Annotated in this window: 20 protein-coding genes; 10 read left to right on the top strand and 10 right to left on the bottom strand. The window is 52.7% G+C overall.

Annotated elements, in window-relative coordinates:
• Nucleotides 1–2: 2 nt before the first annotated feature.
• Together Q1A63_RS23360 and Q1A63_RS23355 are read right to left on the bottom strand one after the other, a co-directional pair.
• The gene (locus Q1A63_RS23360) at nt 3–461 is read right to left on the bottom strand and encodes a hypothetical protein (protein ID WP_299632607.1); all 459 of its coding nucleotides are present in this window, start codon (nt 459–461) and stop codon (nt 3–5) included.
• Nucleotides 454–1,530, bottom strand: a complete 1,077-nt coding sequence (locus Q1A63_RS23355; protein ID WP_299632606.1) for a hypothetical protein — start codon at nt 1,528–1,530, stop codon at nt 454–456. The genes Q1A63_RS23360 and Q1A63_RS23355 overlap by 8 nt, the downstream gene beginning before the upstream one ends.
• Nucleotides 1,531–1,649: 119 nt before the next feature.
• Between Q1A63_RS23355 and Q1A63_RS23350 the strand changes: the two genes are divergently transcribed.
• Both Q1A63_RS23350 and Q1A63_RS23345 read left to right on the top strand, forming a co-directional pair.
• Entirely contained in the window at nt 1,650–2,810 is a 1,161-nt protein-coding gene (locus tag Q1A63_RS23350; RefSeq protein WP_299632604.1) for a hypothetical protein, read from the top strand.
• Between the two features lies 1 nt (nt 2,811).
• On the top strand, nt 2,812–3,171 hold the full coding sequence (locus Q1A63_RS23345; RefSeq protein ID WP_299632603.1) for a hypothetical protein: 360 nt from the start codon (nt 2,812–2,814) through the stop codon (nt 3,169–3,171).
• A gap of 65 nt (nt 3,172–3,236) precedes the next feature.
• Here the strand turns inward: Q1A63_RS23345 and Q1A63_RS23340 are convergent, their stop codons facing one another.
• The 4 genes from Q1A63_RS23340 to Q1A63_RS23325 all read right to left on the bottom strand — a co-directional run bounded on the left by Q1A63_RS23340 (nt 3,237) and on the right by Q1A63_RS23325 (nt 8,111).
• A complete protein-coding gene (locus tag Q1A63_RS23340; protein WP_299632602.1) occupies nt 3,237–3,410 on the bottom strand; it encodes a hypothetical protein in 174 nt (57 codons plus the stop codon).
• A 231-nt stretch (nt 3,411–3,641) separates the two neighbouring features.
• A complete protein-coding gene (locus Q1A63_RS23335) occupies nt 3,642–4,166 on the bottom strand; it encodes a hypothetical protein (RefSeq protein ID WP_299632601.1) in 525 nt (174 codons plus the stop codon).
• A complete protein-coding gene (locus tag Q1A63_RS23330) occupies nt 4,167–5,594 on the bottom strand; it encodes a polymorphic toxin-type HINT domain-containing protein (protein WP_299632600.1) in 1,428 nt (475 codons plus the stop codon).
• Between the two features lie 30 nt (nt 5,595–5,624).
• Nucleotides 5,625–8,111, bottom strand: coding sequence for a peptidoglycan-binding domain-containing protein (locus tag Q1A63_RS23325; protein WP_299632599.1), 2,487 nt, complete (start codon nt 8,109–8,111; stop codon nt 5,625–5,627).
• A gap of 977 nt (nt 8,112–9,088) precedes the next feature.
• On the opposite strand from Q1A63_RS23325, the gene Q1A63_RS23320 reads away from it, so the two are divergent.
• Genes Q1A63_RS23320 through Q1A63_RS23310 form a run of 3 tightly spaced genes read left to right on the top strand, consistent with a single transcriptional unit; the run spans nt 9,089 to nt 12,367 of the window.
• Complete coding sequence (locus tag Q1A63_RS23320) at nt 9,089–10,318, top strand: SIR2 family protein (RefSeq protein WP_299632598.1); 1,230 nt, start codon at nt 9,089–9,091, stop codon at nt 10,316–10,318.
• Nucleotides 10,281–12,140 carry an ATP-binding protein gene (locus Q1A63_RS23315; protein ID WP_299632597.1) on the top strand — a complete coding sequence of 620 codons (1,860 nt, stop codon included), beginning with the start codon at nt 10,281–10,283 and terminating at the stop codon, nt 12,138–12,140. The genes Q1A63_RS23320 and Q1A63_RS23315 overlap by 38 nt, the downstream gene beginning before the upstream one ends.
• 14 nt (nt 12,141–12,154) lie before the next feature.
• Nucleotides 12,155–12,367 carry a KTSC domain-containing protein gene (locus tag Q1A63_RS23310; protein WP_216014497.1) on the top strand — a complete coding sequence of 71 codons (213 nt, stop codon included), beginning with the start codon at nt 12,155–12,157 and terminating at the stop codon, nt 12,365–12,367.
• Here the strand turns inward: Q1A63_RS23310 and Q1A63_RS23305 are convergent.
• Nucleotides 12,364–15,771, bottom strand: coding sequence for a TM0106 family RecB-like putative nuclease (locus Q1A63_RS23305; RefSeq protein ID WP_299632596.1), 3,408 nt, complete (start codon nt 15,769–15,771; stop codon nt 12,364–12,366). The genes Q1A63_RS23310 and Q1A63_RS23305 overlap by 4 nt on opposite strands.
• Before the next feature lie 397 nt (nt 15,772–16,168).
• On the opposite strand from Q1A63_RS23305, the gene Q1A63_RS23300 reads away from it, so the two are divergent.
• The 4 genes from Q1A63_RS23300 to Q1A63_RS23285 all read left to right on the top strand — a co-directional run bounded on the left by Q1A63_RS23300 (nt 16,169) and on the right by Q1A63_RS23285 (nt 18,082).
• Nucleotides 16,169–17,083 carry a zincin-like metallopeptidase domain-containing protein gene (locus Q1A63_RS23300; protein ID WP_299632595.1) on the top strand — a complete coding sequence of 305 codons (915 nt, stop codon included), beginning with the start codon at nt 16,169–16,171 and terminating at the stop codon, nt 17,081–17,083.
• Between the two features lie 30 nt (nt 17,084–17,113).
• Nucleotides 17,114–17,374, top strand: coding sequence for a hypothetical protein (locus Q1A63_RS23295; RefSeq protein WP_299632594.1), 261 nt, complete (start codon nt 17,114–17,116; stop codon nt 17,372–17,374).
• Between the two features lie 83 nt (nt 17,375–17,457).
• A complete protein-coding gene (locus Q1A63_RS23290; protein ID WP_299632593.1) occupies nt 17,458–17,787 on the top strand; it encodes a type II toxin-antitoxin system RelE/ParE family toxin in 330 nt (109 codons plus the stop codon).
• Nucleotides 17,780–18,082, top strand: coding sequence for a helix-turn-helix transcriptional regulator (locus tag Q1A63_RS23285; RefSeq protein WP_299632592.1), 303 nt, complete (start codon nt 17,780–17,782; stop codon nt 18,080–18,082). Before Q1A63_RS23290 ends, Q1A63_RS23285 begins: the two co-directional genes overlap by 8 nt.
• A gap of 310 nt (nt 18,083–18,392) precedes the next feature.
• Here Q1A63_RS23285 and Q1A63_RS23280 read toward each other — a convergent pair whose 3' ends face one another.
• Nucleotides 18,393–18,602 carry a hypothetical protein gene (locus Q1A63_RS23280; protein WP_299632591.1) on the bottom strand — a complete coding sequence of 70 codons (210 nt, stop codon included), beginning with the start codon at nt 18,600–18,602 and terminating at the stop codon, nt 18,393–18,395.
• A 455-nt stretch (nt 18,603–19,057) separates the two neighbouring features.
• Here Q1A63_RS23280 and Q1A63_RS23275 point away from each other — a divergent pair, with 455 nt between their 5' ends.
• A complete protein-coding gene (locus Q1A63_RS23275) occupies nt 19,058–19,285 on the top strand; it encodes a hypothetical protein (RefSeq protein ID WP_299632590.1) in 228 nt (75 codons plus the stop codon).
• Nucleotides 19,286–19,318: 33 nt separating this feature from the next.
• On the opposite strand, the gene Q1A63_RS23270 is transcribed toward Q1A63_RS23275, so the two are convergent.
• Entirely contained in the window at nt 19,319–20,641 is a 1,323-nt protein-coding gene (locus Q1A63_RS23270) for a relaxase/mobilization nuclease domain-containing protein (protein WP_299632589.1), read from the bottom strand.
• A complete protein-coding gene (locus tag Q1A63_RS23265) occupies nt 20,638–21,099 on the bottom strand; it encodes a hypothetical protein (RefSeq protein WP_299632588.1) in 462 nt (153 codons plus the stop codon). The genes Q1A63_RS23270 and Q1A63_RS23265 overlap by 4 nt, the downstream gene beginning before the upstream one ends.
• Between the last annotated feature and the right edge of the window lie 95 nt (nt 21,100–21,194).

Below are 21,194 nucleotides of genomic sequence, written 5' to 3'. Positions count from 1 at the left end.
ATCTACCGGTAGATCAACTCAGAATTTTTAATCTGCGCCAGCGCACTCTGATAATGCGCATCCGCCGCCCGCATGCACGCGGCCCCCATCATCGGGTCGAAGACATTGGTAAGAGAACACAGCCCCTTCCACGTTGCATATTCCGCCTGCAGGTCCGCCATCTTCTGGGCGATTGCCTGCTGCTGAGCGAGCTCTAGCTCCTTGCGGTTCACCTCATCAAAGAGCGCCCCGTGAAACTGCGCCGCCGCATCCCCCGCCAGTTTGAAGGGCTTGAGATGGTCCGGCATGATCATCTGCCCGGCAACGGCAATCGCAGCGACCCACAAAATCAAACGATTGCGATCCAGCGGGCGGCGTACCGGCTCATAGCGCGGTTCCATCCGTTCCAGCACCGGCGGCTTAGGCTTCGACGGCACCCGAGGCGCGGGCAACTGATCGGTGTCTTTCTTACGCTTACTCATGGCGATCTCCTTTGGTTTTGGGGGATGAGGTACGACGCTGCCGCTTAGGCACAGGCGGCTTGGTCTCATCGTGTTCCAGACGCGCCCGCAAATCAGTGAAGGTGTAAAACCACAGCGTGATCGGCAGGATCAGCTCAATCACAGCAACCAACAGAGCGATGGGCAAGAAATGACCAATATATCCCAGCGTGTCCGACACACCGGTTGGCGATGGGAAGACAGGCGGCTCTTCAACTGCGCTTGTCTCAGGCTGCACTGTTGATGCGATCTGTGCGCCATAGGACGCAAGCAAGCGGTCTTGCGGTGTGGAACGCCCTTCCTGCAGAAGTTGCGACACAAAGCCCGAAACAAGACCCAGCGGTGCCGCCTGTTCCCATGCGTTCAGCGCTGGAGCGGTTTCACGCGCGATCTGCTCCGCTTGCAAGCGGCGCTCTGTCTCTGAAAGCGATCCATCAGCAATAGTGTCGCGCAATGCGCTTTGAAGTCCGGCAAGTTGGGCGGCGACAACGTTTTCATTGTCCTGACCCGCAGCGAGCTGGGCTCGAACAGCGCGCGCATTACCAAGAACGCCGGAGAGTTGGCGAAAGACATCACCCTCTCCGCCATTGCCAATACCACTGACACAGCTTGAAACCCGCTCGCACTGCACTTTGACAGCCAGATCATCAATCATGGCATTCAGTGCCGGCGCGGCGCTTGCTGCATCTTGTGCCGCGCGTGACCGCTCAGCAACCCACACCTCTTGCGCGGTTGAATACTCATGAATGCGAAGACGATCCGTCTCCCCAATCACAAAGCCCGCATAGGTCGCTGTGAAAAACCCGCCGCCAAGCAACAGAACCGATGTGACACTGACAATGCCTGCGCTCAGTGAGCCAATCGCCGCCTGCAGCGCCCCTTTCTCGATGGCAAAGCGATTGATCGCAAACAGCGTAAATGTCCCGCTGGCCCCAATGATCACACACTTTGCGTGATCCAAAGCACCGTCCGCACCGATCAAGTCCGGCAAAGCCATCGTCAGCATCGCACCAGACCCCGCCGCACTCACCGGCAACAATACCTTCGACAAGGGCGGAAGGGGTTTCTTCTTGAGGCGTTTCAGTTGAGAATGTTGCTGGGATTTACTACGATTCATCGGTCTGATCTCCATTGAACTATCCACGTTCCACTTCGAGGAAGGCGCACGTTTTGCCCGATGAAACCCCACCTGGCGGCAAAAAGAAGCGCTCAGGCCTAAGCACTGCTGAGGAACTCAGCGGCGCAAACATTCTCCGGTTTCGAAAAATTCAAGAAAGAAGCAGTGGTGACAGAACCCGCAAGGCAAACACCGACGCGCGCCTGCCTTATTTTCCGGAACAGTACAAACGAGCAATGATGGAAGTTCTAATCGAGTATCGTGACTTTCTCGATGCGGACGCAAAATCACGCGGAACCCGGAGAAATATAGGATGGCATCGAATGGCATCACATATTCTGCGTACACTTAGTGACGAGAACTCAAACGATCCCAAGAAACTCAAATCGCTTAGTAATTCATTTCACGCTCACGAGAATGGCACTGCCGTAATAGCGGACAGGGCATTCGTTTATGTTGACAAGTTCTTGAGGTCACTCGACGGAACAGCCGAGTACGACAGGATACGTTCCAAACTTGGCAAGGCGAAACGCACCTATCTTCGCGATGCATTTTTTGAAATGTTTGGTCGGCGCAACGCAAAAGACGCTTACGAAGTCGCTTACCAGCATCTCCAAAGCAGGTTCTTCCTATACGAGTCGACGAACTCGGCGACGCCCATTACAACCGTAATCGGGTTTGATTTTCAAGATGAACGTGTCTTTGATGTTACCCTGCTCTCGTTCCTCGGACGACTAGACGACCACGCTGCTCGCGACAGCGCACGCGGCGTTTTCGTTTCATATGGCTTTGGTGTAGTAGAGAATGGTGAGGACAAGTTGCATATTGACGATACTGTCCCCGCAAACGAAACACCTAACAGGGTTAGTGTGCTGGCAACATTTGTTTGCTCGTCTGTCTTTGACACTGGGATCGGTTTTTCGGGCATAACTGCAGCAACGGTATATGCTACAGAGCTTTTTGATTGGCAGCAAAAACGAATTTTCCAAGAGATTACCTTGGTGAAAGCACCTCTTCCTGAACAAAGAGCATTTGTGAGTATTAGCGAAAATGCGATCCATGAACACCGCGAGGAAAACTTGTTATTGTATGGTTTTTTAAAGGAGCTGGGAGATCAAGGGCCTCAATTTGGATCGAGCTTTTCGCTAGTACAGCGCCGGGACCATATAGCCTATCTATTCGATTTAAAAGAAAAATTTGACGGGGCTATATAAAATGTCTAAAAATAACAACGTAGTGAGTAAAAAGTATTCTAGCGCGGCAGAACCTCCAGCAGATTTATTTGTTGCTGCAATTTTCGACGACGTCGCACTAATGGAAAAGGCCCTATCCCAAGGAAAATCAATAAACTCGATTCACCCGAAGACACAAAAAACTCCAGCGCACTTGGCGGCAAGCTGGGGTTCACTTCAATTTATCATTCGAGCCGCACAGCTTCCAGATTTTGACCCCACAATTTTTGACGACAATGGACATACCGCATATTCCTATGCAGCATTGCGCAAGGATACCGAGATTAAGGGAATTCTTGGTCCACTTATGGATCGTGTTCAGGTGCTGCCGGAGCTGGACTAAGAACGACTCTTTGGTAAGCCTCTTTACCTATTTCATACCAACTTCCGACGGAGAGCAATCTTCACTCAAAGGTGCAACGGCAGATACGACGCTGGCTCAAAATCACGGACAATATGCGACGCCAGCGTCGCTGCAACACCGTCCAGCCACACGATCATCCCGAGGGTGAATTCGGCATAATACGTTGAGGAGGCTTCTTCCCAGCGGGCACAGGCGTTGATTTCAGGCTCGTCCGTCATTTGAAAATGAAGCGTACTGATATGCGAGAAGTCGAATGTCTTCTTAAGATCATCGGACAGTAACTCAATGTCTATGAGCAAACCGCGACGCGGACTAGTAAGCCAAGTATAGTTCGGGCTTTGTAGTTTTTTTCTATGCTACAAAGCCCCCAATTAACACCACCAAACAATCACCAGCACATGCATCGCGCTTAGAGTATATTCTCATGTTATGGCTCTCACAGATTCGTTTTAGAGACTATGAACGATCTCCTCTTTTCCCACAAAGAGACCAGCGTTATCCCAATCAAAGTCAGCCTGTGCGCCGCACCTAAGATAAAAATCGTCACCTGGGCGTAAGTAAAACCCACTTTTTTCTTCTTCTAAAGCGTTGCATTCAAAGCTTAAAACACCACGCAAATCCGCTTCGAGTAGAAGACACAGTTCAGCAATTCCAACCTGATCACCCGCACATGGATTGAGCCTTTTAATTCTGCGCGCAGTATCTCGGACCAGCGCTATATGATGGTCAAGAAAACGATCAGGCTTGTTCGAAAGCATCTTGCAAATTGTAAAGCAGCTGATTTTTAAGCTATTAATTATCGACAAAACGACCAGCTTATAACGACTCTCGACTTCCAAATACCTTCCAAAATCATCTCCATTAATCTGGTAGTACTCTGACAGCTCGCTCCAACTACCCCATCTTGGGTGCTCATTTTCGACTCCAGCATAGTTGAAGTCTTGTTCAATATATTTTGTAATAATTACTTTCATTCAATCTGCTTTCCAATTCAGGTCGGCATCGTAGGTACCATCGCGATCGTCCTTACCGAAGTGTTCGGGAGATTTAGCACGTTTCCATACCCCACCTTTATGACCATCTGAATCGTAACTATAGTACACGTTTTTCTTCGCTCTGAAAATTTCTTCGCCTCTAAATTTTTTGCCAGTTCTTTCCCAATTCATTTCACTAGCCGCATCGCTAATCCAATCACCTTTCTTTATTGTCGGAGGATGTTTGGCTAGCTCATAAAATCGGCGGCGGTCGTGACTTGCGTAAACTATTTTTCCATTATTCCCTTTGTAAGTTTGGTGACCATGTGAGGTAAACGCTCTGATTTGCTTTTTGAAATCTTCGGGCAATTGATCCCAACAATCGTTGTGAACCCATATTGACCTATGGTTTGCTCCGCCCGAAACATAGAACGTATGAAACTTATCAACTGTCAAATTGAACGCTGCAAGGTTCTCTCCCTGAACCGAAACAGCCACAACCTCATCCCAAGTCTCGTCGCTCGATAGAAGCAATGTGCCAGAGGGTAGGTCGGCGGCCTTGATCCAAGCCCCATCTAAGGCATACTCAGGACTAGTGGCTTGACCGACAAGCAGAGGCGTGGATATCTCGTCAGGTACGCGCCCAAAAAAGGGATGAACGCGGTTACTGACAATGGTCTGCGTCTGACCCGTGTCAGGGTCGAAGATGCTGACATAAACCGTTTCATCATACTCATTGGAGTAATGCGCAAGGACGTCTTTCCAGCCTGTTTCGCCTGTATATTCGTCCCTTGACCAGACGCGGTGTTCGCCGACGCGGATGTCGCGGATTGGAATCATACCGACATCGGTGAGCACAAGCGTATCGCCGTGAAATGAACATGGAGGGCGCAGTGATGCTACCGTCTCTCGCTTGGGTCTTGGCTTGAACGGTTTGGCGACAACAACGTTACGGGCAGCTTGATTGTTCGCGGTCGGCTTGGGAAGCGCCGCTAGGCGCTGCCGCATCAGCGCGCGCGAGAAGGCTATTGTTCGTAGGGCAATTTTGTTTTGGCTCTTTTTTCTTTTTTCCCGTTCTTGCCTTGCGCGGATAGCTTGCTGCTGCTGGAGGCGTTTTGCTTCATCTCTTTTTATCTTTTCGAGCGCTTCTCTCTGACGAAGTCGCGCCGCTTCACGAAGTTTGCGGGCATTATCCCTCTGCAGCCGTTGTTGCCGTTTGGCCTCGTCACGTCTTCTCTGTTCGTCAGCACGTTGGCGTTCTCGCTGAATTTGCCGGGCGCGTTCCTGACTGCGCAACGTATCCCGATAGATCTGATTGTTCCGGAAGTTATTCAAGGAGGATTGGGCAAGCGCCTCACCTCCGTCAAAGCCCTCCGGCCCCGGCAACCAAATCAGAAAAGCTAAGGCTATGACCAAAAATGGTTTCATTGCACAAATTCCTTTTGGCAGAAAGAACGACTAAAAATCATCAGCACACACCAAATCCGGAGAGACCATATTCATCGCAATCTCGTATTTTCCTTCACGCTTTAAGTCGCGGACAAGTGCTAGTAACTCAGGTTCGGTCGATTCCTTCAGCATGAAGTCATCGCCCAAATCTGCGGACGAGATGCTGTAAAGATCGAGCCCTATGTCCTCGAAATAAAGTATGGCCGCCAAGTCGGTAACGTCGCCGACGGTTGCATCAAAGGTCTTGCCTCTTTCATCAAAATCCTCAGCCAAAGAATGATAGAAGCGCATGATTTTCAAAGCAAAGTCCGGTGTTTGAGGAATGACTTCGGCGTTTTGCACATGCCAATACGGTTGCAGACACTCGGGGTAGTCTTTTTTGAATTCAGTATCTTCACGACGGCAAATAGCGCGCGCGTCGTTTCTGATCGTATCGTTAATACGATCCCATACATTGCATTTGGTCGCGTCCAACATGCAAACGATGCTTGCCATCGTCATGACAAAGGTATTCATCTCAGTCTCAAACAGCTTGTTTTCCCGCACCTGCACAAAAATCTCGTTAGTACAGCTATCAACCGAGAAACTTGTCTTTCTCAAATGACCTTCTGAGATTGGCACAATCGGCAGGTTCGATGGATTGACGAAAATATGCGAGAGATCAGGCGTATCGGGGTAAAATACACCCTCGCTCAAGCGCTTGGTTGCGGGCGGAAATCCGGCAGCTGCTGACATCTTGAGAAGCTCGTGCTCTGTCCGCTTGTCTTTGAGTTCAGACAAATAATACGCTGCTGGTGCGTAACCTGCTGCGTGCGCTGCTTCCAATTGAAGCTCTGCATCCTCTTCAAAGCCTTCGATAAAGCTCAAAACTCGACCAAGCTGGAAGGATGTGCGTGCTAGATCAGGTGCTGCATCTAGAGCCGCAATGCAAGCCTCTAACGCATCCTCAAATTGCAGTTCATCGTCGGGAACTCCGACGACATGTGCTGGGCGAGAGTTGTCATCAGGATGCGCTGCGTACCCATCACATACCTCAACTAGTTGCTTTGCGACCGCGAGTTCCTCAGCCTCTATTATCCTCAGCTGCTTTATGTGATCTTTCATGAACAGCACGGCTTCTCTGGCTGGCTCGAATCCTTGATTTTCCGCACGTTCGTAAAGTGCTAATGCAGCTTCAACGTCCTGTTCAAGATCGCCCAGATATGCCAGTGAGGACACACTTCCCAACTGCACTGCTTGTTCGAAGAATACGTCAGCCTCTTCAAAGTCGGAGAGGACGAGGCTTAGCCTCCCCATAGCTAGCTTGATCAGGGGATCGCCTGGACGCCTCTCTGCAGCGTTTGCGCACCTCGACAAGGATGCAAAAGCGCTTCCTACGCCTGGCGTCTCAAGTGCGATCTCTAGGTCTGGAGGAAGGTTTGGTTCGTCTGGATCGACATTTCGCAGACAATACAAATATTCGTCTTTCTGGCGTTTGAGTTCAGCCAGTTCTGCATCAAGTCTCTCCTGTTCTTTCCTCCTAAGCTCTTCCTGCCTTTGCTCTTCTACAGCTCGTATTTTCCGTTCTGTGACCGCTTTGCGCAGTTGTATAAGCGCAGCCTTATGGTCCTGCACGGCAAGCGGCCAAAGCGCGTTTTCAAAAGACTCGTAACGGTGTGAAAGGCGTCCCAACTCTATATCACCAATTGTTTCGGGATCAGCATTCTGCAACTCTTGCATGAGAGCGGGTGCCTCATCTTCCGCGCGACTAATGGCGTCCAATGCCGACATGAACATCAGGCTGTGCGTTCCTTGACGACCATTAGCCTCTGCGTTCCGTTGACGGAGGAAATCAAGGAGCGCTCGCTGCTCAGTAAGTTCTTCGGGCATGTCGCCCAGTTCGTTTTCTAGGCATGCTTTGATAATCACCAGCCGATCTTGGAACGACGGGATCGTGGACTGAATGAGGCTCTCAATAACAGCGTAGTTAGGCTGTTTGAACAGACCGATGAAAGGCTGTACCTCTCCGCGCAAACGGTGAAACCGCTCAATCTGAATTTCGTAATCGGGCGTCCCGGTATGCTCAGCACGATACGATTCTTGCCACGCTAGGAATGCAACGCAGTCTGCGGGCTTTGGTTTTGGTGGTTCTACGACGGGGACGCCGTTAACCGTTGGAGATGTCAATGCTTCCAGATCACTTCCGCGAATGGCTTCTGGAGTATATCTCGGTTCTTTTTCAACCACTGCGCCGCTTCCCGCGAGGCTCATCAACCTTGCTTCCGCATCAGACGACAGCTTACCGTTCGGCGTGAGTCCTTCCGCCTTCTGAAAGCAGCGGATGGCAGTCTTCAGTTTCAACGTTGCTTGACCATCTATCGGCCCGTCATAACAGCCGATGTCAGACAGCGCCTGCTGAACTTGTGTCGTATCTGCGTGGGCACTGAGCGGTGATACAGCTAGCAATAGAAAGACTGCGGCTCCGCACGCGTAGTTAAATTGCCTTTCTAAAAACATTGGCCCACCCTACGTAAAGCCTCAAGAATTTCCGGCATCATGCCGTCTCGGAATCTTCTTGTTAAACGCTAGCATCGCATCGGCAAATTTGTCGAAAAAATTTTGCAGTGCGGGATAAGGAAAATCTGCCCTGTTCGAACTTTATCCTTTTAGGCCTGTTCAAGCAGCAATCATCACAATAACGCGACGCGCAAGATGTGTGTTGTACTACAACACATCTTGGCAAGGGGACCCGCTGCGCGTCCCCGTTGCATCCCTCCGGCATTGGCTTTTCCTGGGCATCAAGCCCAACCATAGCCATTAGATCGTATCGCCGATCAACCACTCGCGGGAGACTTCGCTCTCCCTGCACCCATCGATCAAAGGGCGTTCCTGCCCTTGTGAAATCCTGACCATTTCATGGAGACCAGAAAGGGAGCATTCACGCTACCCTTGCCTTGGAGCCATCCCATCGAGCAGGGGCCTTCGTGCCCCTTGCATCCCTGACCATCCCTGCGCGGTTTGGATACCGCCATCTTGCCGAAGATGGATCACTCCCAGGGGCCTATCGCCGCCCCTGACACCCAGCTCGAAAGGGAGACTTCGCTCTCCCCTGCACCCCATGTCATGGAGACGACTTCATCAAGACCAAGGGGCAGTCCGCCCCTTGTAACCGCGGCCACCTGAGTGCTAGAACACTCGCCCTTCACGGCCTCAAATGCAACTTGCTCTGTGGATAAGTCGAAAATCATTTTGTTTGTCGATGCAACTAAAAGGTGTGCCTGCTAGGATAGTGAAAACTACAACAAACCGAGGCGGGCGAAAACTGTATGAGAATGCATTTACCAGAATTGAGCCGGGCGAATCGCAGGTATGCACTATTGCATCGATGGTGTTTCTGAAGTGTCTCTTTTCTGTGTTGCAATTGGTTCGAGGCTGTCCAAACTCATAGGAGGAAGAAATTGAGCCAGAGTACGATTCATAATCCAGATCGGTACATGGTCGATCTCCGGCAAATCCTCTCTCAAGGAAAAAAGCGCATCGGACTTTTCCTTGGTGCTGGTTGTCCCGTTTCGATCCGCGTCAATAATCAGGGGAAGCTGGATGAGGAAGGCGATCCACTAATTCCAGATGTGGCCCGTCTGACCAAAGCGGTGGTAAATGACCTGGAGGCAGCTGATCGTGCTGTGGTTGACCTACTTTTGCCAGAACTAGGAGAAAACCCGAACATCGAAACGATCCTTACGCGTGTTCGTAGGCTTTCACAGGCGATTGGAGCTGCTCAAATTCATGGGCTTGACGGCCCTGGCTACGAGACGCTTGCTCAGAAAATTTGCGAGAAAATTGGGGGTATCGTAGCCGCCGGACTGCCAGACGAAGCGAACCCCTTCACGGAGCTTGTCTCTTGGATTGGTGGTACAAACAGGGATCATCCCATCGAGATTTTCACACCAAACTACGATCTACTTCTTGAAGAGGCCTTCGAGCGCTCGAAGTTGCCGTATTTTGATGGTTTTACCGGTGCTCACAGGCCTTTTTTTGACCCCACTAGCATTCGTGACGGTGAACTGCCTGCACGCTGGTCACGGGTGTGGAAGATTCACGGATCGCTCGGTTGGGACATACAAGATGATGCTATCGTTCGCACCGGCAGCCGTGACGCGACCGAGCTCATTTATCCAGATCACCTAAAATACGACCAAATTGCACGCCAGCCGTTCTCCTCTCTATTCGAGAGGCTGCGAGCATTCTTGACGACACCAGACAGCCTTCTGCTTTGCTCCGGCTTTTCATTCTTTGACGCCCATATCACTTCCGTCATCGACGAAGCCCTTGCAGCAAACACGCACACAGCAGTGATTGCCTTTCAGTTCGGAGATATCGATACTGCAAGCCCTGCATGCAAAGTTGCACTAAGGCGACCAAACCTGAGCGTTTATACAAGGGACGGCGCTGTAATCCATGGCGTTCCAGGAAAGTGGCAGCCTGGTCAGCCTCCCTCCGAGGAGTGGGTTTCGATACGTCGAACATTCTGGCAATCGGGTACGGCGGGGGCCGCTGGAGCCTTTTTGCTTGGCGACTTCGCGAAGTTTGCGCGCTTCCTAGGTCTTTCCCAAGCCTCGGAATTTGGCACGATGGCTAAGGAACCGGACGTTTCGCAAGAAGATTACGACGTCCCAGCTTCCACTGATGCCGACGTCGAAGGAGATGCTGGTGCTGAGCAATGATCCCACCTTCCTAGGCACTGTGGCTTCCGTATCCGGATCAGCTGTAAGTGTGCATCTTGCGCAATCAGTTGCGTCTGGTTTATCCATTATTGAAGGGCGTACCTACAAGATTGGGCAGGTAGGCAGTTTTGTTCGCATCCCGCAAGGTTACCAGGATTTGTTCGGCGTGGTCTCCGAAGTCGGAGCCAAGGCTGCCCCGGACATTGCCGCAAGCATTGATGGAGACACCGGTCGCTGGATGCAGGTCCAACTCGTAGGGGAAGCAGTTGGCGGTGTCTTCGAGCGAGGCGTGAGTCAGTATCCCAATATCGGTGATACGGTGCACATAGTCACTGAGACCAATCTGGGCCGCATTTATGGATCAAACACGTTCGGCAAAGTAGTGATCGGATCACTTTCAAGTGCCGAAAGTATTCCGGCAATGATCGATCTCAACGAATTAATTACAAGACACTCCGCAGTCTTGGGCTCCACAGGGGCGGGCAAATCGACGACGGTAGCGAGCCTGCTTCGCTCGATAGCTGCTGGCACCGGCGACGACGGTAGCTATCCAAGTTCACGAATACTCATGCTCGATATCCACGGTGAGTATGCTGCTGCATTTGGTGACATTGCGACAGTCTTCTCCGTCGATCCCAACCCGGATCAGGAGCGACTATGTATTCCCTATTGGGCACTCGATACTGGGGAGTTATTGGATTTCTTGACCGGCGGCGTCGATGGCGCTCGCGAAATGGCATTCACAGACAAGATTTTCTCGTTGAAAGTTGCAAGCCATCAACTTGCCGGCTTCCCGGGCGTTGAAGAAGCTTCCATCACGGTCGACACTCCGCTTCCATTCAGTCTGAAACAGTTGTGGTATGACTTAATCGATTTTGAGATTACAACCTTTCAAGGTCCAAATCGAGATCAACCAACGCAGCAAAATCCGGGCAACGCCGCGACACTGACCGCTCCTACCTATCTTCCTCATGCAATGGGCGCACAAGGGCCATTTTTGAATGCGCAAGCCCATGGCATTCGACGTCAACTAAATCTCCTTCGGTCTCGCCTCTTGGATAGACGATACGACTTTCTATTGCATCCCGGGCCCTGGGAACCCGACCTGGATGGTTCTGTTCAGGCTGATCTTGATGCACTACTCGCAGGTTGGATCGGCGGATCGAACCCAATCACCGTTTTGGACCTGTCCGGCGTACCAAGCATAGTAGTGGAGCGGTTGGTAGGTTCCATACTTAAGATCATTTACGAATCCCTTTTCTGGAGCCGCGAAAAGTCGGAAGGTGGCATAGCGCGGCCACTGCTTGTTGTCCTAGAAGAAGCGCACCGCTATCTCGCCTCCGAAAAGGACAATCTGGCGCTTGAGACTGTCCGGAAAATCGCCAAAGAAGGCCGTAAATACGGAGTTGGCTCAATGGTGATTAGCCAACGCCCCTCAGAAGTAGATGAGACCGTTCTCTCACAGTGCGGTACTTACTTTACCTTGAGATTGTCAAATCCGAACGACCGGCAGCGTGTGCAAGGAACGCTTCCGGATGGACTTGTTGGTCTTCTCGAAGTCTTGCCAGTTTTGCGGACGGGTGAAGCGATAGTCATGGGCGAGGCGGCAAAGCTGCCAATGCGTTGCCGGATTACGCTGCCCGCCGAAGAACACAGGCCTCGAAGCAGTGATCCAAAGGTTGTTCAGGCTTGGTCATTGCCAAGGAGAAATGAGGGCTATGACCGAGTGGTGGCGTCGTGGAGAGCGCAAAAACCGCGCGCTGTCGCCCAAACCGTCAACATCGAGCGCGAGGGTGTTACGGACGAGTCACAAGAAGATTAGAAAGGACATTATTCATGGAAAGATATTCAGTCGCTTCCTCCAACATTGCTTCTATTGGATATGATCCAGGAACGGAAACCCTTGAAGTAGAATTTCTCAACAGTTCGATTTACCAATATTTCAATGTGCCCGAGAATATGTACGAGCAGCTGATGGCAGAACCATCAAAGGGCCGTTTTCTAAATACCTATATAAAGAACGCCTACCCATATTCTCGCGTAGGTTAACTCTCAAGTTTTTCGTACATCTCTAAGTATCGGCAAAATGCATTTGCAAGCTGCATTTGTCTCGGGGTCTTGCACTCTGCCTCGAAAATGTCCGGCGATGCGATCAGGATTGCTGCGCATTGAGCGCGCGAAATTGCAACGTTGAAGCGATTAGCACTGTACAGAAACTCCATGCCACGCGGTGCGTCAGCATGACTTGATGTGGCCATTGAATATATGGCTATCGGTGCCTCTTGCCCTTGGAATTTGTCCACGGTTCCGACCCGTGCTTGCGGCAAACGCTGCTGAATCTCAAATACCTGCGCATTGTAGGGCGTGATGATGAGAATGTCGTCGAGGGTGAGTTCATGGGGCTCTCCATCGCGATCAGTCCAGCTCGGGCTACTGGACAGGATGTCACTGACGAGCTGTGCAGTGACTTCTGCCTCCTCGATGGAGAAGCTCTTATTGCCAGTTTGTGGCACAGACAAGTAGCGCAGTCCGCTTCCCTTGATCGTCCCTTCTGAGACGATCTTTTGCCGCGCACAGTCTGTTTTGGAGCGCAGCTTGTCGTCATAGAAGAGTTCTGAATTGAAGGCGCAAATGTCAGGGTGCAGACGCCAGGTCTGTTCGAGGAACAACCCGCGATCTGCGCTGATTGTGTGATCATCGCCAAGGATATGCTGAAGAGATGAGGCGTCCGTTCCATCGGGATGTGAGCCTTGGCTTGGCTGATCGAGTTGCTGAGGATCACCGAGCAGGATCAGCGTTCGCGCGGCTTGAGAAACCGCGACCACATTGGCGAGCGACATCTGTGCGGCTTCATCGACAACCAAAACATCCAGTGTGTCCTGCGCATCTGCTCGCGCCCACAAAAAGCTTGTTCCGCCCGCAACCTGACAAGCTCCAGAGCTAAACGAGCCAAAGACTTCGGCGTTGTCCTTGGTGAAGACCAGCCTGTCCTCATCATCAGCATTCTCCGAGAGCTTTTGAAGGCAGGTCAGGTTAACGCCCATTTCATGCGATGCCTTCACCACGCCGTCGATGAGGTTGCGAATGACCTTGTGAGAATTCGCAGTGATCCCGACCTTGAGGCCGCGTTCAACAAGGCGGCAGATCATCCGAGCGCCTATAAATGTCTTGCCCGTTCCGGGCGGCCCTTGGATCGGCAGTACGCCGCCATCAATGGCATCCGCTATGCGCAGTGCCGCTGTGAGCGTGTCTTCGTTGTCCTGCCTAATTGGCTGACCGCCAATGCGGGGGCGTTCTCTTAGGAGCAGCGCGCGGGCTGCGAGATACGGGCCTTCTCCCTCAATGCCGTGATCGGCCACATATTCTGCAATCCGAAAGATCGCATTGGCTTGTTCTTTCCCGGGAAAGTTATCGAAGGCGTAGACAGCGTCAGGATGCAGCTCTGCCGTCTTCTTCGATTTCTTGATGTCTACCGTTCGCGCATCGGCATTGATCTCGACAATGCTACCGAATGGCTCACCCCCAGCGGACCGAAGCTTTTCTCCGCCGCGCAAGTCGGTGTCCTGCTGCACAAACTGATACCGATCTGTCGGGATCCCTGTCTTGGTGTGATCGACAGTCTCAACATAGGTCAGGAAAGCGAGCGCTGGGCGCTCATCCAAGAGCTCTTCTGCGGTGAGTTCTCTCAGGCGGAAGAATTCCCACCACGTCGATTTTTCTTCGCGCCAATGCCATTCCAGAAGATAAGCCAGCAGCCATCGCGCCTGCTCTTCGTCCGTGCGCGCTTCGATATCGACAGGGACATCTTTCGTTAGGCGCTCGATGAGGTCGAGTATGGCAAGCTGGCGCTCGCTGAGTTCTTCTTGTTCCTGATCGTCTTTCAGCGGAGGGCGTGGCACCTCGATGCCCTGATCGATCAGGCCTTGTCGTTGTCCTTCAAGCCAGTTTTGGAGGGCGGCGGTGGAGGCGCAGTCATCGAGATTATAGCCTTGCACCGTGGCTTTATCGTCATCGCTGATGGACTCGATATCGCCGAGCTCCAATCCGGCTTGCAAACTCTTGAGGGCAAGGTTGGCATCGGAAAGCTCCGTTGATCTTTCGAAGCCATAGATCGGTTCCAGCTTCTTGATGGAGTAGCTTTCTACGCCTGCACGCGTAGCATTGCGAACAACAGAAAGCAGATCGACGAAGAGTTCTGCGCGCAAGAAATTATCGATTTCATTCTCACGGCTGGCATAGCGCCCCATCAAGCGCTTGAGCACAGCGGTCTCGTAGGGCGCAAAATGATAGATATGGAGGTCGGGATAGGTCTTGCGTCGTTCGACGACGAAATCAACGAAACGCTCGAAGATGGCCTTCTCCCCGTCTCGGTCAAAAGCCCAGTCAGCCGTATAGTCCCAGTTCCCGTCCGCGTCGCGGTATGTGTAGCCGAACAGATATTCGATGCCGTGTTCACCGACAAATGCATCGCTCTCGATATCAAAGAAGATATCGCCTTCGGACGGCTCGGGGAGGATGCAGAGTCCTGTTTCCGGGGCGACGGGCAGAAGTTCGAATTTGAGCTCGCCAGCATTCCGGGACTCGATTTGGATGCGCGCTTGCTCTCGAATTTTCTCAAATGACTGAGCCGATCCGCGCTGGGGTTTCCACGGTAGGGGTAAGGCCATCGCAGCGAGGGCAGTGGCGGTGGTTATACCGTTCTCTTGAAGCTCTGTTGTCTGGTTTTTGCTGATATTGGCCACAAGGCAAAGATGATCGTCTTCGCGGCGCTTGGCTACGCAGCGTTCGCGCCATCGACAGATATCGCAATGCTCTTTTGGTTCGGGATAATGCGCAGGAGGCGCGTCCTCCAACGTCGCCTCCTCGATGGCCGATTTTACCTTCCGAAAATAGGCTGCATAGTCAACATATCGGAATTGTTGCGGTTCAAAGTTCGACCACGGCGCAACGACATAGATAAATTCAGGGGCAATACCCTGCGCCTGATCAAGAAGATCGGCGTAGAGGCATAGCTGAAGAACGGAACCCGCCTTGGTCTCGCGGGCGAGCTTGGTGTCAATGATCTCATAGGACCAGCCCCCTAGATCACTGGGCTTTTCGACACGGCGAAGGATGTCCGCGCGGCCTGACCAGCGATTGTGACGTAGCGCAGCCTGGATGATCACATCCGCGCCTTGTGCCATCGCATCATTGGTTTGGGTGACGGCGTCATCGGTGATGTCCTTGCCATCGATTGTTATACTGGAGAGGCCCTGATCGGATAAATGCTGCACGAATTCCTGTTCGTGACGATGTCCGCGCTCACGTAGTATCTCCAGCAATGGGTCCCAAACTTTGGGCTTTTGAAGCGTGCCGGAAACGACGTTCAGATCGAGTTCCGTGAGATGATTGCAATTTAAGTGACCAACAAGATCGGAGGCGCTTAACTGTATGACATCAAAAATCTTTTTCATTTTCAAACCATAGCAATTAGTGACTTTGGCGTCCATTAACTTCGAGAGAGTTTGGGCGCACCCTTGCGGGTCAGGCTGTCGTAAACCGAGCCCGCAGACGGTCTCGGCCCTGCGGCTTCCATCCCTTGCGCGACTTAGGTCAGCCCTGAGGGGCTGACGTTCTTCTTCTTTGTTTGGGGGCCTGCAGCCCCTTCGTCGTCAAGACCAAACCCCCGGCTTTGGCCTTGGGCGTCTCCGGCGGTCTCCCCAACCTTCCTCTCTTCATTTCTCTTCGTTCGTGCAGGCCGGGCGATCCCCCTCCGCCGGAGACGGTCTGTGACGATCTCCCCCCGCTCATTGGCGCGGACCTAGTCCGGTTGCATGCGCAACCGACTAGACAAGGGAAAGGAAAAGACCAATGAAACAAGATGTTTATCAAAAAGTGACTGACAAGATTATTGCCGATCTGGAGAAAGGGGAGCTCACATGGCTGAAGCCATGGAGCGCCGGAAACACGGTCGGGCGAATTGTCAGGCCGCTGCGTCATAACGGGCTGCCCTATAACGGGATCAATGTGTTGATGCTGTGGGGTGCTGCGACAGAGGCGGGATATCTCTCCCCGTACTGGATGACCTTCAGGCAGGCGAAGGAACTCGGCGCACATGTGCGCAAGGGCGAAAAAGGCAATCTGGTCGTCTATTCCAACACCATCACCAAGACAGAAGAGCAGGATAACGGCGAGGAAGAGGAGCGGAAAATTCCCTTCATGAAGGGATACTCCGTCTTCAACGTCGAGCAAATCGAGGGACTGCCTGAGCATTACTACACCAAGCCCGAGCCGGTGATTGATCCGTCGGAGCGCTACGAACACGCAGACGCTTTCTTCTCCGCAACTGGTGCCGATATCCGTCACGGTGGGAACAGCGCGCATTATTCAGGAGGCACAGATCATGTGCAGATGCCGGTCTTTGAGAGCTTCCGTAGCCCCGAGGCCTACTATGCAACCCTAGCCCATGAGCTGACCCACTGGACAAAACATAAGAACCGACTGGATCGGGATTTCGGGCGTAAGACGTGGGGCGATGAAGGCTATGCCCGCGAGGAGCTGGTTGCAGAGCTGGGCGCGGCGTTTCTATGTGCTGATCTGTCCCTGACGCCGGAGCCGGGCGAAGATCATGCCGCCTATATTCAAAGCTGGCTGAAGGTGCTGAGAGACGACAAGCGCGCAATCTTTGCGGCTGCCGCGCATGCGCAGCGCGCGGCGGATTTCCTGCACGGTCTGCAGCCGGTTGTCGAGGCAGATGAATCCCAAGCAGAAGGAGTTGCCGCGTAAGCGGCGGCTCCCCCTCAGGAGGGCATCAACATGGAACAGCACAACATCACGTGGCGCGGGGTCGAGATCGAGATCACGTTCACGCCGCAGAAATTCGGGGAGGCCGAACACATCGAGCTACGCACCGAGGTTAAGCTTGCTCTTCCTGTTACTGAGACAGGCTATCGCTCGAACTTCCTGCCCATTGGCACTGTCGCCGCACATGGCGGCGCGGTCGCGTTTGTCACAGCATGGCTGGAAGAGGGAGCCAAGGCGAAGGGCTGGAGCGGTGCGCAGCTAAGCCTTTTCTAAATATAGTAAAATTTGCGTCCGCCTCTGGCGGACGCTTCATCTCTTGAATTGACAGAAGGGTATCATATTTGATAACATGAGTGATGAGTTGGACGATCACGTTTTACAGTGAGAAGGTTGAGAAGGAGACGTTGGCGCTGCCGCCGGGCATTCTGGCAAACTTCCTCCGGATCACCGAGCTGATTGAGGAATTTGGCCCCGATCTTGGCCGCCCGCATACTGCGCCGCTCGGCAAAGGACTTTTTGAAATCCGCGCCAAGGGGCAGGAAGGTATCGCAAGGTCGATCTTTTGCACGGTGAAAGGTCAGGAGATCGTCATTCTGCTCAGCGCGATCAAGAAGAACAACACTTTGCCGAAGCGACAGATGGAGACGGCACGCAAACGAATGAAGGAGATACAGGACAATGACTAAGAGACCGACACTGAAAGACATGCGCGCCAAGGCGCTGAAAGACCCGGCTGTCAAAGAGGCCTATGACCAGCTTGTCCCTTCCTTTGAGATGAAGCGGCAAATGATCGCCATGCGCAAAGCGGCGGGGGTGACGCAAGAACAAATGGCTGAGAAACTTGGCACCAAGCGCAGCAACATCTCGCGGCTTGAGAGTCTGAACTCCGATGTATCGCCGCGCCTGTCTACCATTCAGGATTATGCGCGCGCCCTCGGTCATTCGCTGCGCGTGACGTTTGAGCCTGCGCGGACGCGCTAAATTTTCACATCGGAGGCAGGATGGAATAATGGCCAACCCTTGGGGTTCATACAAACAAGTGATTATTGAAACCTATTCTGGCTTGAAGCCAGGAAAGTCAACGCGTATCCACGCGCGTCCAATTGCGGGCCAACCATATCCTGAAGACTGGGATGTTGAGTGCTCAAGAAAAATGCGGAAAGACTTCCCGGTTGGCACGCGGTTTCGGATTTATGCCAAAGAGACAAATCGTGAAGGCGGGAAGCCATTCCTATACACGCATTATTCATGGCCGTTCGAGGTCGTCGAAGACTAGCAGGGTTTCTGGACCTCAAATCGACGGATACGGGCCAGTTTGTGTGCTCGGTATGTTGCGCCGACGCAGAATCATCTCGATCCGGTTGAGGGCCTGTAGAAGGTCAAAGCGCTCTACGTCTAAGTGGTTATCAGATGCAAGCGCGTCAAGAAACTCGCTGCGTAGCGCTTTCAAAGCCTCGTCAGACATGCCTTCAAGAGCGCGAAGATTAAATTTCAGGGACATATTGGCCTCCGTACTTGCCAGTAGACCCGGACCATCCGGGCCTTTCCGGCAACGGCAGAGGCACTGCGGTAGAAGACAAAACACCGCTTGCGGGCGGAACGCATGTGGAGAAGGGCCTGCCCCTTGTTTTTGATCCTTCTTGCTCTGTGCGAATGACGGATTGTCTTTAGAAAGGTCTCGGGGACCGGAGCTCAGCAAACTCGGAGGCATTTAGCTTCTGATTATTGGATCGTCTCGTTTCTGGCGTGTTCTGACATCCCGCTTTGATCGGGTGTGGCGTTTCTTGATCGACTGCCTTGTTCCTGAGCGCACGCAGACGCCCGTCAATGTCCTGCCCGCACCATCTTGCTTTGCCTGTGACTGCGCCAGACCGTGTTGAACCTGACCGACGTCCTTATTCGTCCGCTCTTTTGGGAACGGCATGAAACGCTAACCCAACCAAAGGAGATAAGATCATGGCACACAAAACCGAAACCACTACCAACCAGCAGCCTGCAAACGCGCCCGACTTTCTGGCCTGGCATGTATCCGAGAAGGGCGAGAAATCCTACTGGAGCAAGGTCGGAGCCGCATGGCAGCATAAGGACGGGGCAGGCTATACCCTGCAACTGGAGACGCTACCCATCGGCAGTCGGATTGTCTTGCGCCAACCGCTCGATAATGCCGAGACACAGGCCAAATGATCGAAGGGCGCACATCGCGCCCTTCTTTCTTATTCAGATTTCGAAGTCTCTGTCGCGCTGATGATCCTGATTGGCAGCGTTCTGATCCCGCTCTGAAGACAGGTCTATATCTTGCTGATCGTCTTGGGGTTGATCATGATCACTCCCAAGATCGAGATAAGAGGCGATATCCTCGCGCAGCGCAGCCATTTCTGCGGCATGCTTTTCTTTTAGGCTTTCGAGTTGTTCTTGCAGCGAGCGGCGCTCGTCCAACTGCTCTTGGCGTTGCTTTTCCCGTTCCTGATCATCGCGCTTGATGGCTTCAAAGGCCTCTTTTTCGTTTTCCTTACTGATTTGGCGAGACTTACCGGTGAGCCAATCCCAGATTCCACCAAAACCACTGCGGAAACGGCTTGCCCGCTCTTTTGTCTCTTCTGCCCAGCGTTCGGCTTGTTGTTTGATCAAGCCTTCGCGCGCAGCACAATGGCGTTCCTTGATCTGGGCTTTCTTAAGGGCGACTGTGTTCTCCTTTGCTTGAAGCGCTGTCTCGGCATCGCCGATATACCGCTGGATCAAGCCGGTCATGCGCTGTGAGATCAGGGTCTTGGTCTGCTCGACGCTGACAAGCGATTTGGGATCGCCGAGCTTGGCCTGAAGGTCTTTCGTCTTTTGACCGCTCCAGCGGGACAGAGCATAGACCTCGCCGCGATAGTCCATCGCGACAAACCCGCGCCGATCCCCCTTGGCCAGATAGAACCCTCGCTCTTCCAGCGCTTTCTGGAACGATGCGCGGTTGTCCGACCGCGCCCAGCACTCCTGGAACATCGCTTTCAGTTCTTTAGGGTCCTGTTTTGCCCGTTTGGCTTGTTGCCATTCTTCCCGGCTGAAGGTCATGGGATCGCGCGCCGATTTGTCCCGAAAACCTTCCGGCAGTGTCCAGCCATGTTCAAGGAATAGGTCCTTCGAGATATCCTTCAGTTTCATTTTGAAGTGCGGCAGGTTGATCGCTTTCATCTCTTCCACATCGATCCGCGACCAGACGACGTGGGCATGACGGCGACCCTCTTTCTCATGAAAGACAATGGCTCGCGCTTGATCCTGAAGACCGAGCTTGTGTTCCACCTGTTCTATGGCGGATTCGAAGTCTGCGATTGGGACACTCTCGCCGATGGGCGGATTGAGACTGAGCGAGAATAGCATTTGCTGGCAACGCGTACCTTTTGAGATCGCGACAACCTCTTGCAGGGCGTTTGAGAGCGACTTGTCCGAAGCGAAGCCACGCAGCTCAAAGACCTCGACATGCTCATTCTCTTCGGCATTCAGCAGATGACGCGCCAGTTGCATGGCACCACCACGTTGAGAGCCTTTCAATATCATGATGGCCCCTCCGCATCCGGAAATCCGAGCGCTTTCATCAGATCAGTGCGCATGTTGCGAATATCGCGGCAGGCCTGTCCGAGCTCTTCTTCGAGTTCGGGCGTCACCGGCAATGCGCCCAAATGTGCAGCTTTTGCGATTTGGTTGAGATTGCTGGAGAGACGCGACGCGCCAAGCGCACCCAAAACGCGTGCCAGTTCTGTATGATCCTTGACCGGATTTTTGCCTCTTGTGCGGCGCTGTGTGAGTTCTCCTTCAAATAGCTTCTGGCGGATGTACGCCCCAAGAGGCATTCCTGCTGCAGCCTTCTTAAGCCTTGCCCGCTCTTCAAACGTAAATCGGATCGAAAAGGGTGGTGGTGTCGTCTTCTTTTGCAGTGCAGCTTGCTGCGTTGCAGCCAGCATTTCCGGCGTCAGACGGAGTGTATCCTGCGTTGCAATATCCTTGAATTCCGTCATGGCCCAACCTCCGGACCATCAGAAAACCCAAGTATATCAATATGTTTTAGCTGTGCTTCCCATTCTGAGAGAGTTTCGAAGAGTTCGTCAGGGGT

It is taken from the genome of uncultured Roseobacter sp., assembly GCF_947499265.1.
Lineage (GTDB): Bacteria > Pseudomonadota > Alphaproteobacteria > Rhodobacterales > Rhodobacteraceae > Roseobacter.
The sequence above is the reverse complement of the archived record's forward strand: the minus strand, read 5'-3'. Positions and strand labels throughout refer to the sequence as shown.

Bases quoted from the DNA above. Each gene is read 5' to 3' on its own strand.
- Q1A63_RS23360 (WP_299632607.1), bottom strand. From the start codon at position 461: ATGAGTAAGCGTAAGAAAGACACCGATCAGTTGCCCGCGCCTCGGGTG.
- Q1A63_RS23345 (WP_299632603.1), top strand. From the start codon at position 2,812: ATGTCTAAAAATAACAACGTAGTGAGTAAAAAGTATTCTAGCGCGGCA.
- Q1A63_RS23340 (WP_299632602.1), bottom strand. From the start codon at position 3,410: ATGACGGACGAGCCTGAAATCAACGCCTGTGCCCGCTGGGAAGAAGCC.
- Q1A63_RS23335 (WP_299632601.1), bottom strand. From the start codon at position 4,166: ATGAAAGTAATTATTACAAAATATATTGAACAAGACTTCAACTATGCT.
- Q1A63_RS23330 (WP_299632600.1), bottom strand. From the start codon at position 5,594: ATGAAACCATTTTTGGTCATAGCCTTAGCTTTTCTGATTTGGTTGCCG.
- Q1A63_RS23325 (WP_299632599.1), bottom strand. From the start codon at position 8,111: ATGTTTTTAGAAAGGCAATTTAACTACGCGTGCGGAGCCGCAGTCTTT.
- Q1A63_RS23320 (WP_299632598.1), top strand. From the start codon at position 9,089: ATGGTCGATCTCCGGCAAATCCTCTCTCAAGGAAAAAAGCGCATCGGA.
- Q1A63_RS23315 (WP_299632597.1), top strand. From the start codon at position 10,281: ATGCCGACGTCGAAGGAGATGCTGGTGCTGAGCAATGATCCCACCTTC.
- Q1A63_RS23310 (WP_216014497.1), top strand. From the start codon at position 12,155: ATGGAAAGATATTCAGTCGCTTCCTCCAACATTGCTTCTATTGGATAT.
- Q1A63_RS23305 (WP_299632596.1), bottom strand. From the start codon at position 15,771: ATGAAAAAGATTTTTGATGTCATACAGTTAAGCGCCTCCGATCTTGTT.
- Q1A63_RS23300 (WP_299632595.1), top strand. From the start codon at position 16,169: ATGAAACAAGATGTTTATCAAAAAGTGACTGACAAGATTATTGCCGAT.
- Q1A63_RS23295 (WP_299632594.1), top strand. From the start codon at position 17,114: ATGGAACAGCACAACATCACGTGGCGCGGGGTCGAGATCGAGATCACG.
- Q1A63_RS23290 (WP_299632593.1), top strand. From the start codon at position 17,458: ATGAGTTGGACGATCACGTTTTACAGTGAGAAGGTTGAGAAGGAGACG.
- Q1A63_RS23285 (WP_299632592.1), top strand. From the start codon at position 17,780: ATGACTAAGAGACCGACACTGAAAGACATGCGCGCCAAGGCGCTGAAA.
- Q1A63_RS23280 (WP_299632591.1), bottom strand. From the start codon at position 18,602: ATGTCCCTGAAATTTAATCTTCGCGCTCTTGAAGGCATGTCTGACGAG.
- Q1A63_RS23275 (WP_299632590.1), top strand. From the start codon at position 19,058: ATGGCACACAAAACCGAAACCACTACCAACCAGCAGCCTGCAAACGCG.
- Q1A63_RS23270 (WP_299632589.1), bottom strand. From the start codon at position 20,641: ATGATATTGAAAGGCTCTCAACGTGGTGGTGCCATGCAACTGGCGCGT.
- Q1A63_RS23265 (WP_299632588.1), bottom strand. From the start codon at position 21,099: ATGACGGAATTCAAGGATATTGCAACGCAGGATACACTCCGTCTGACG.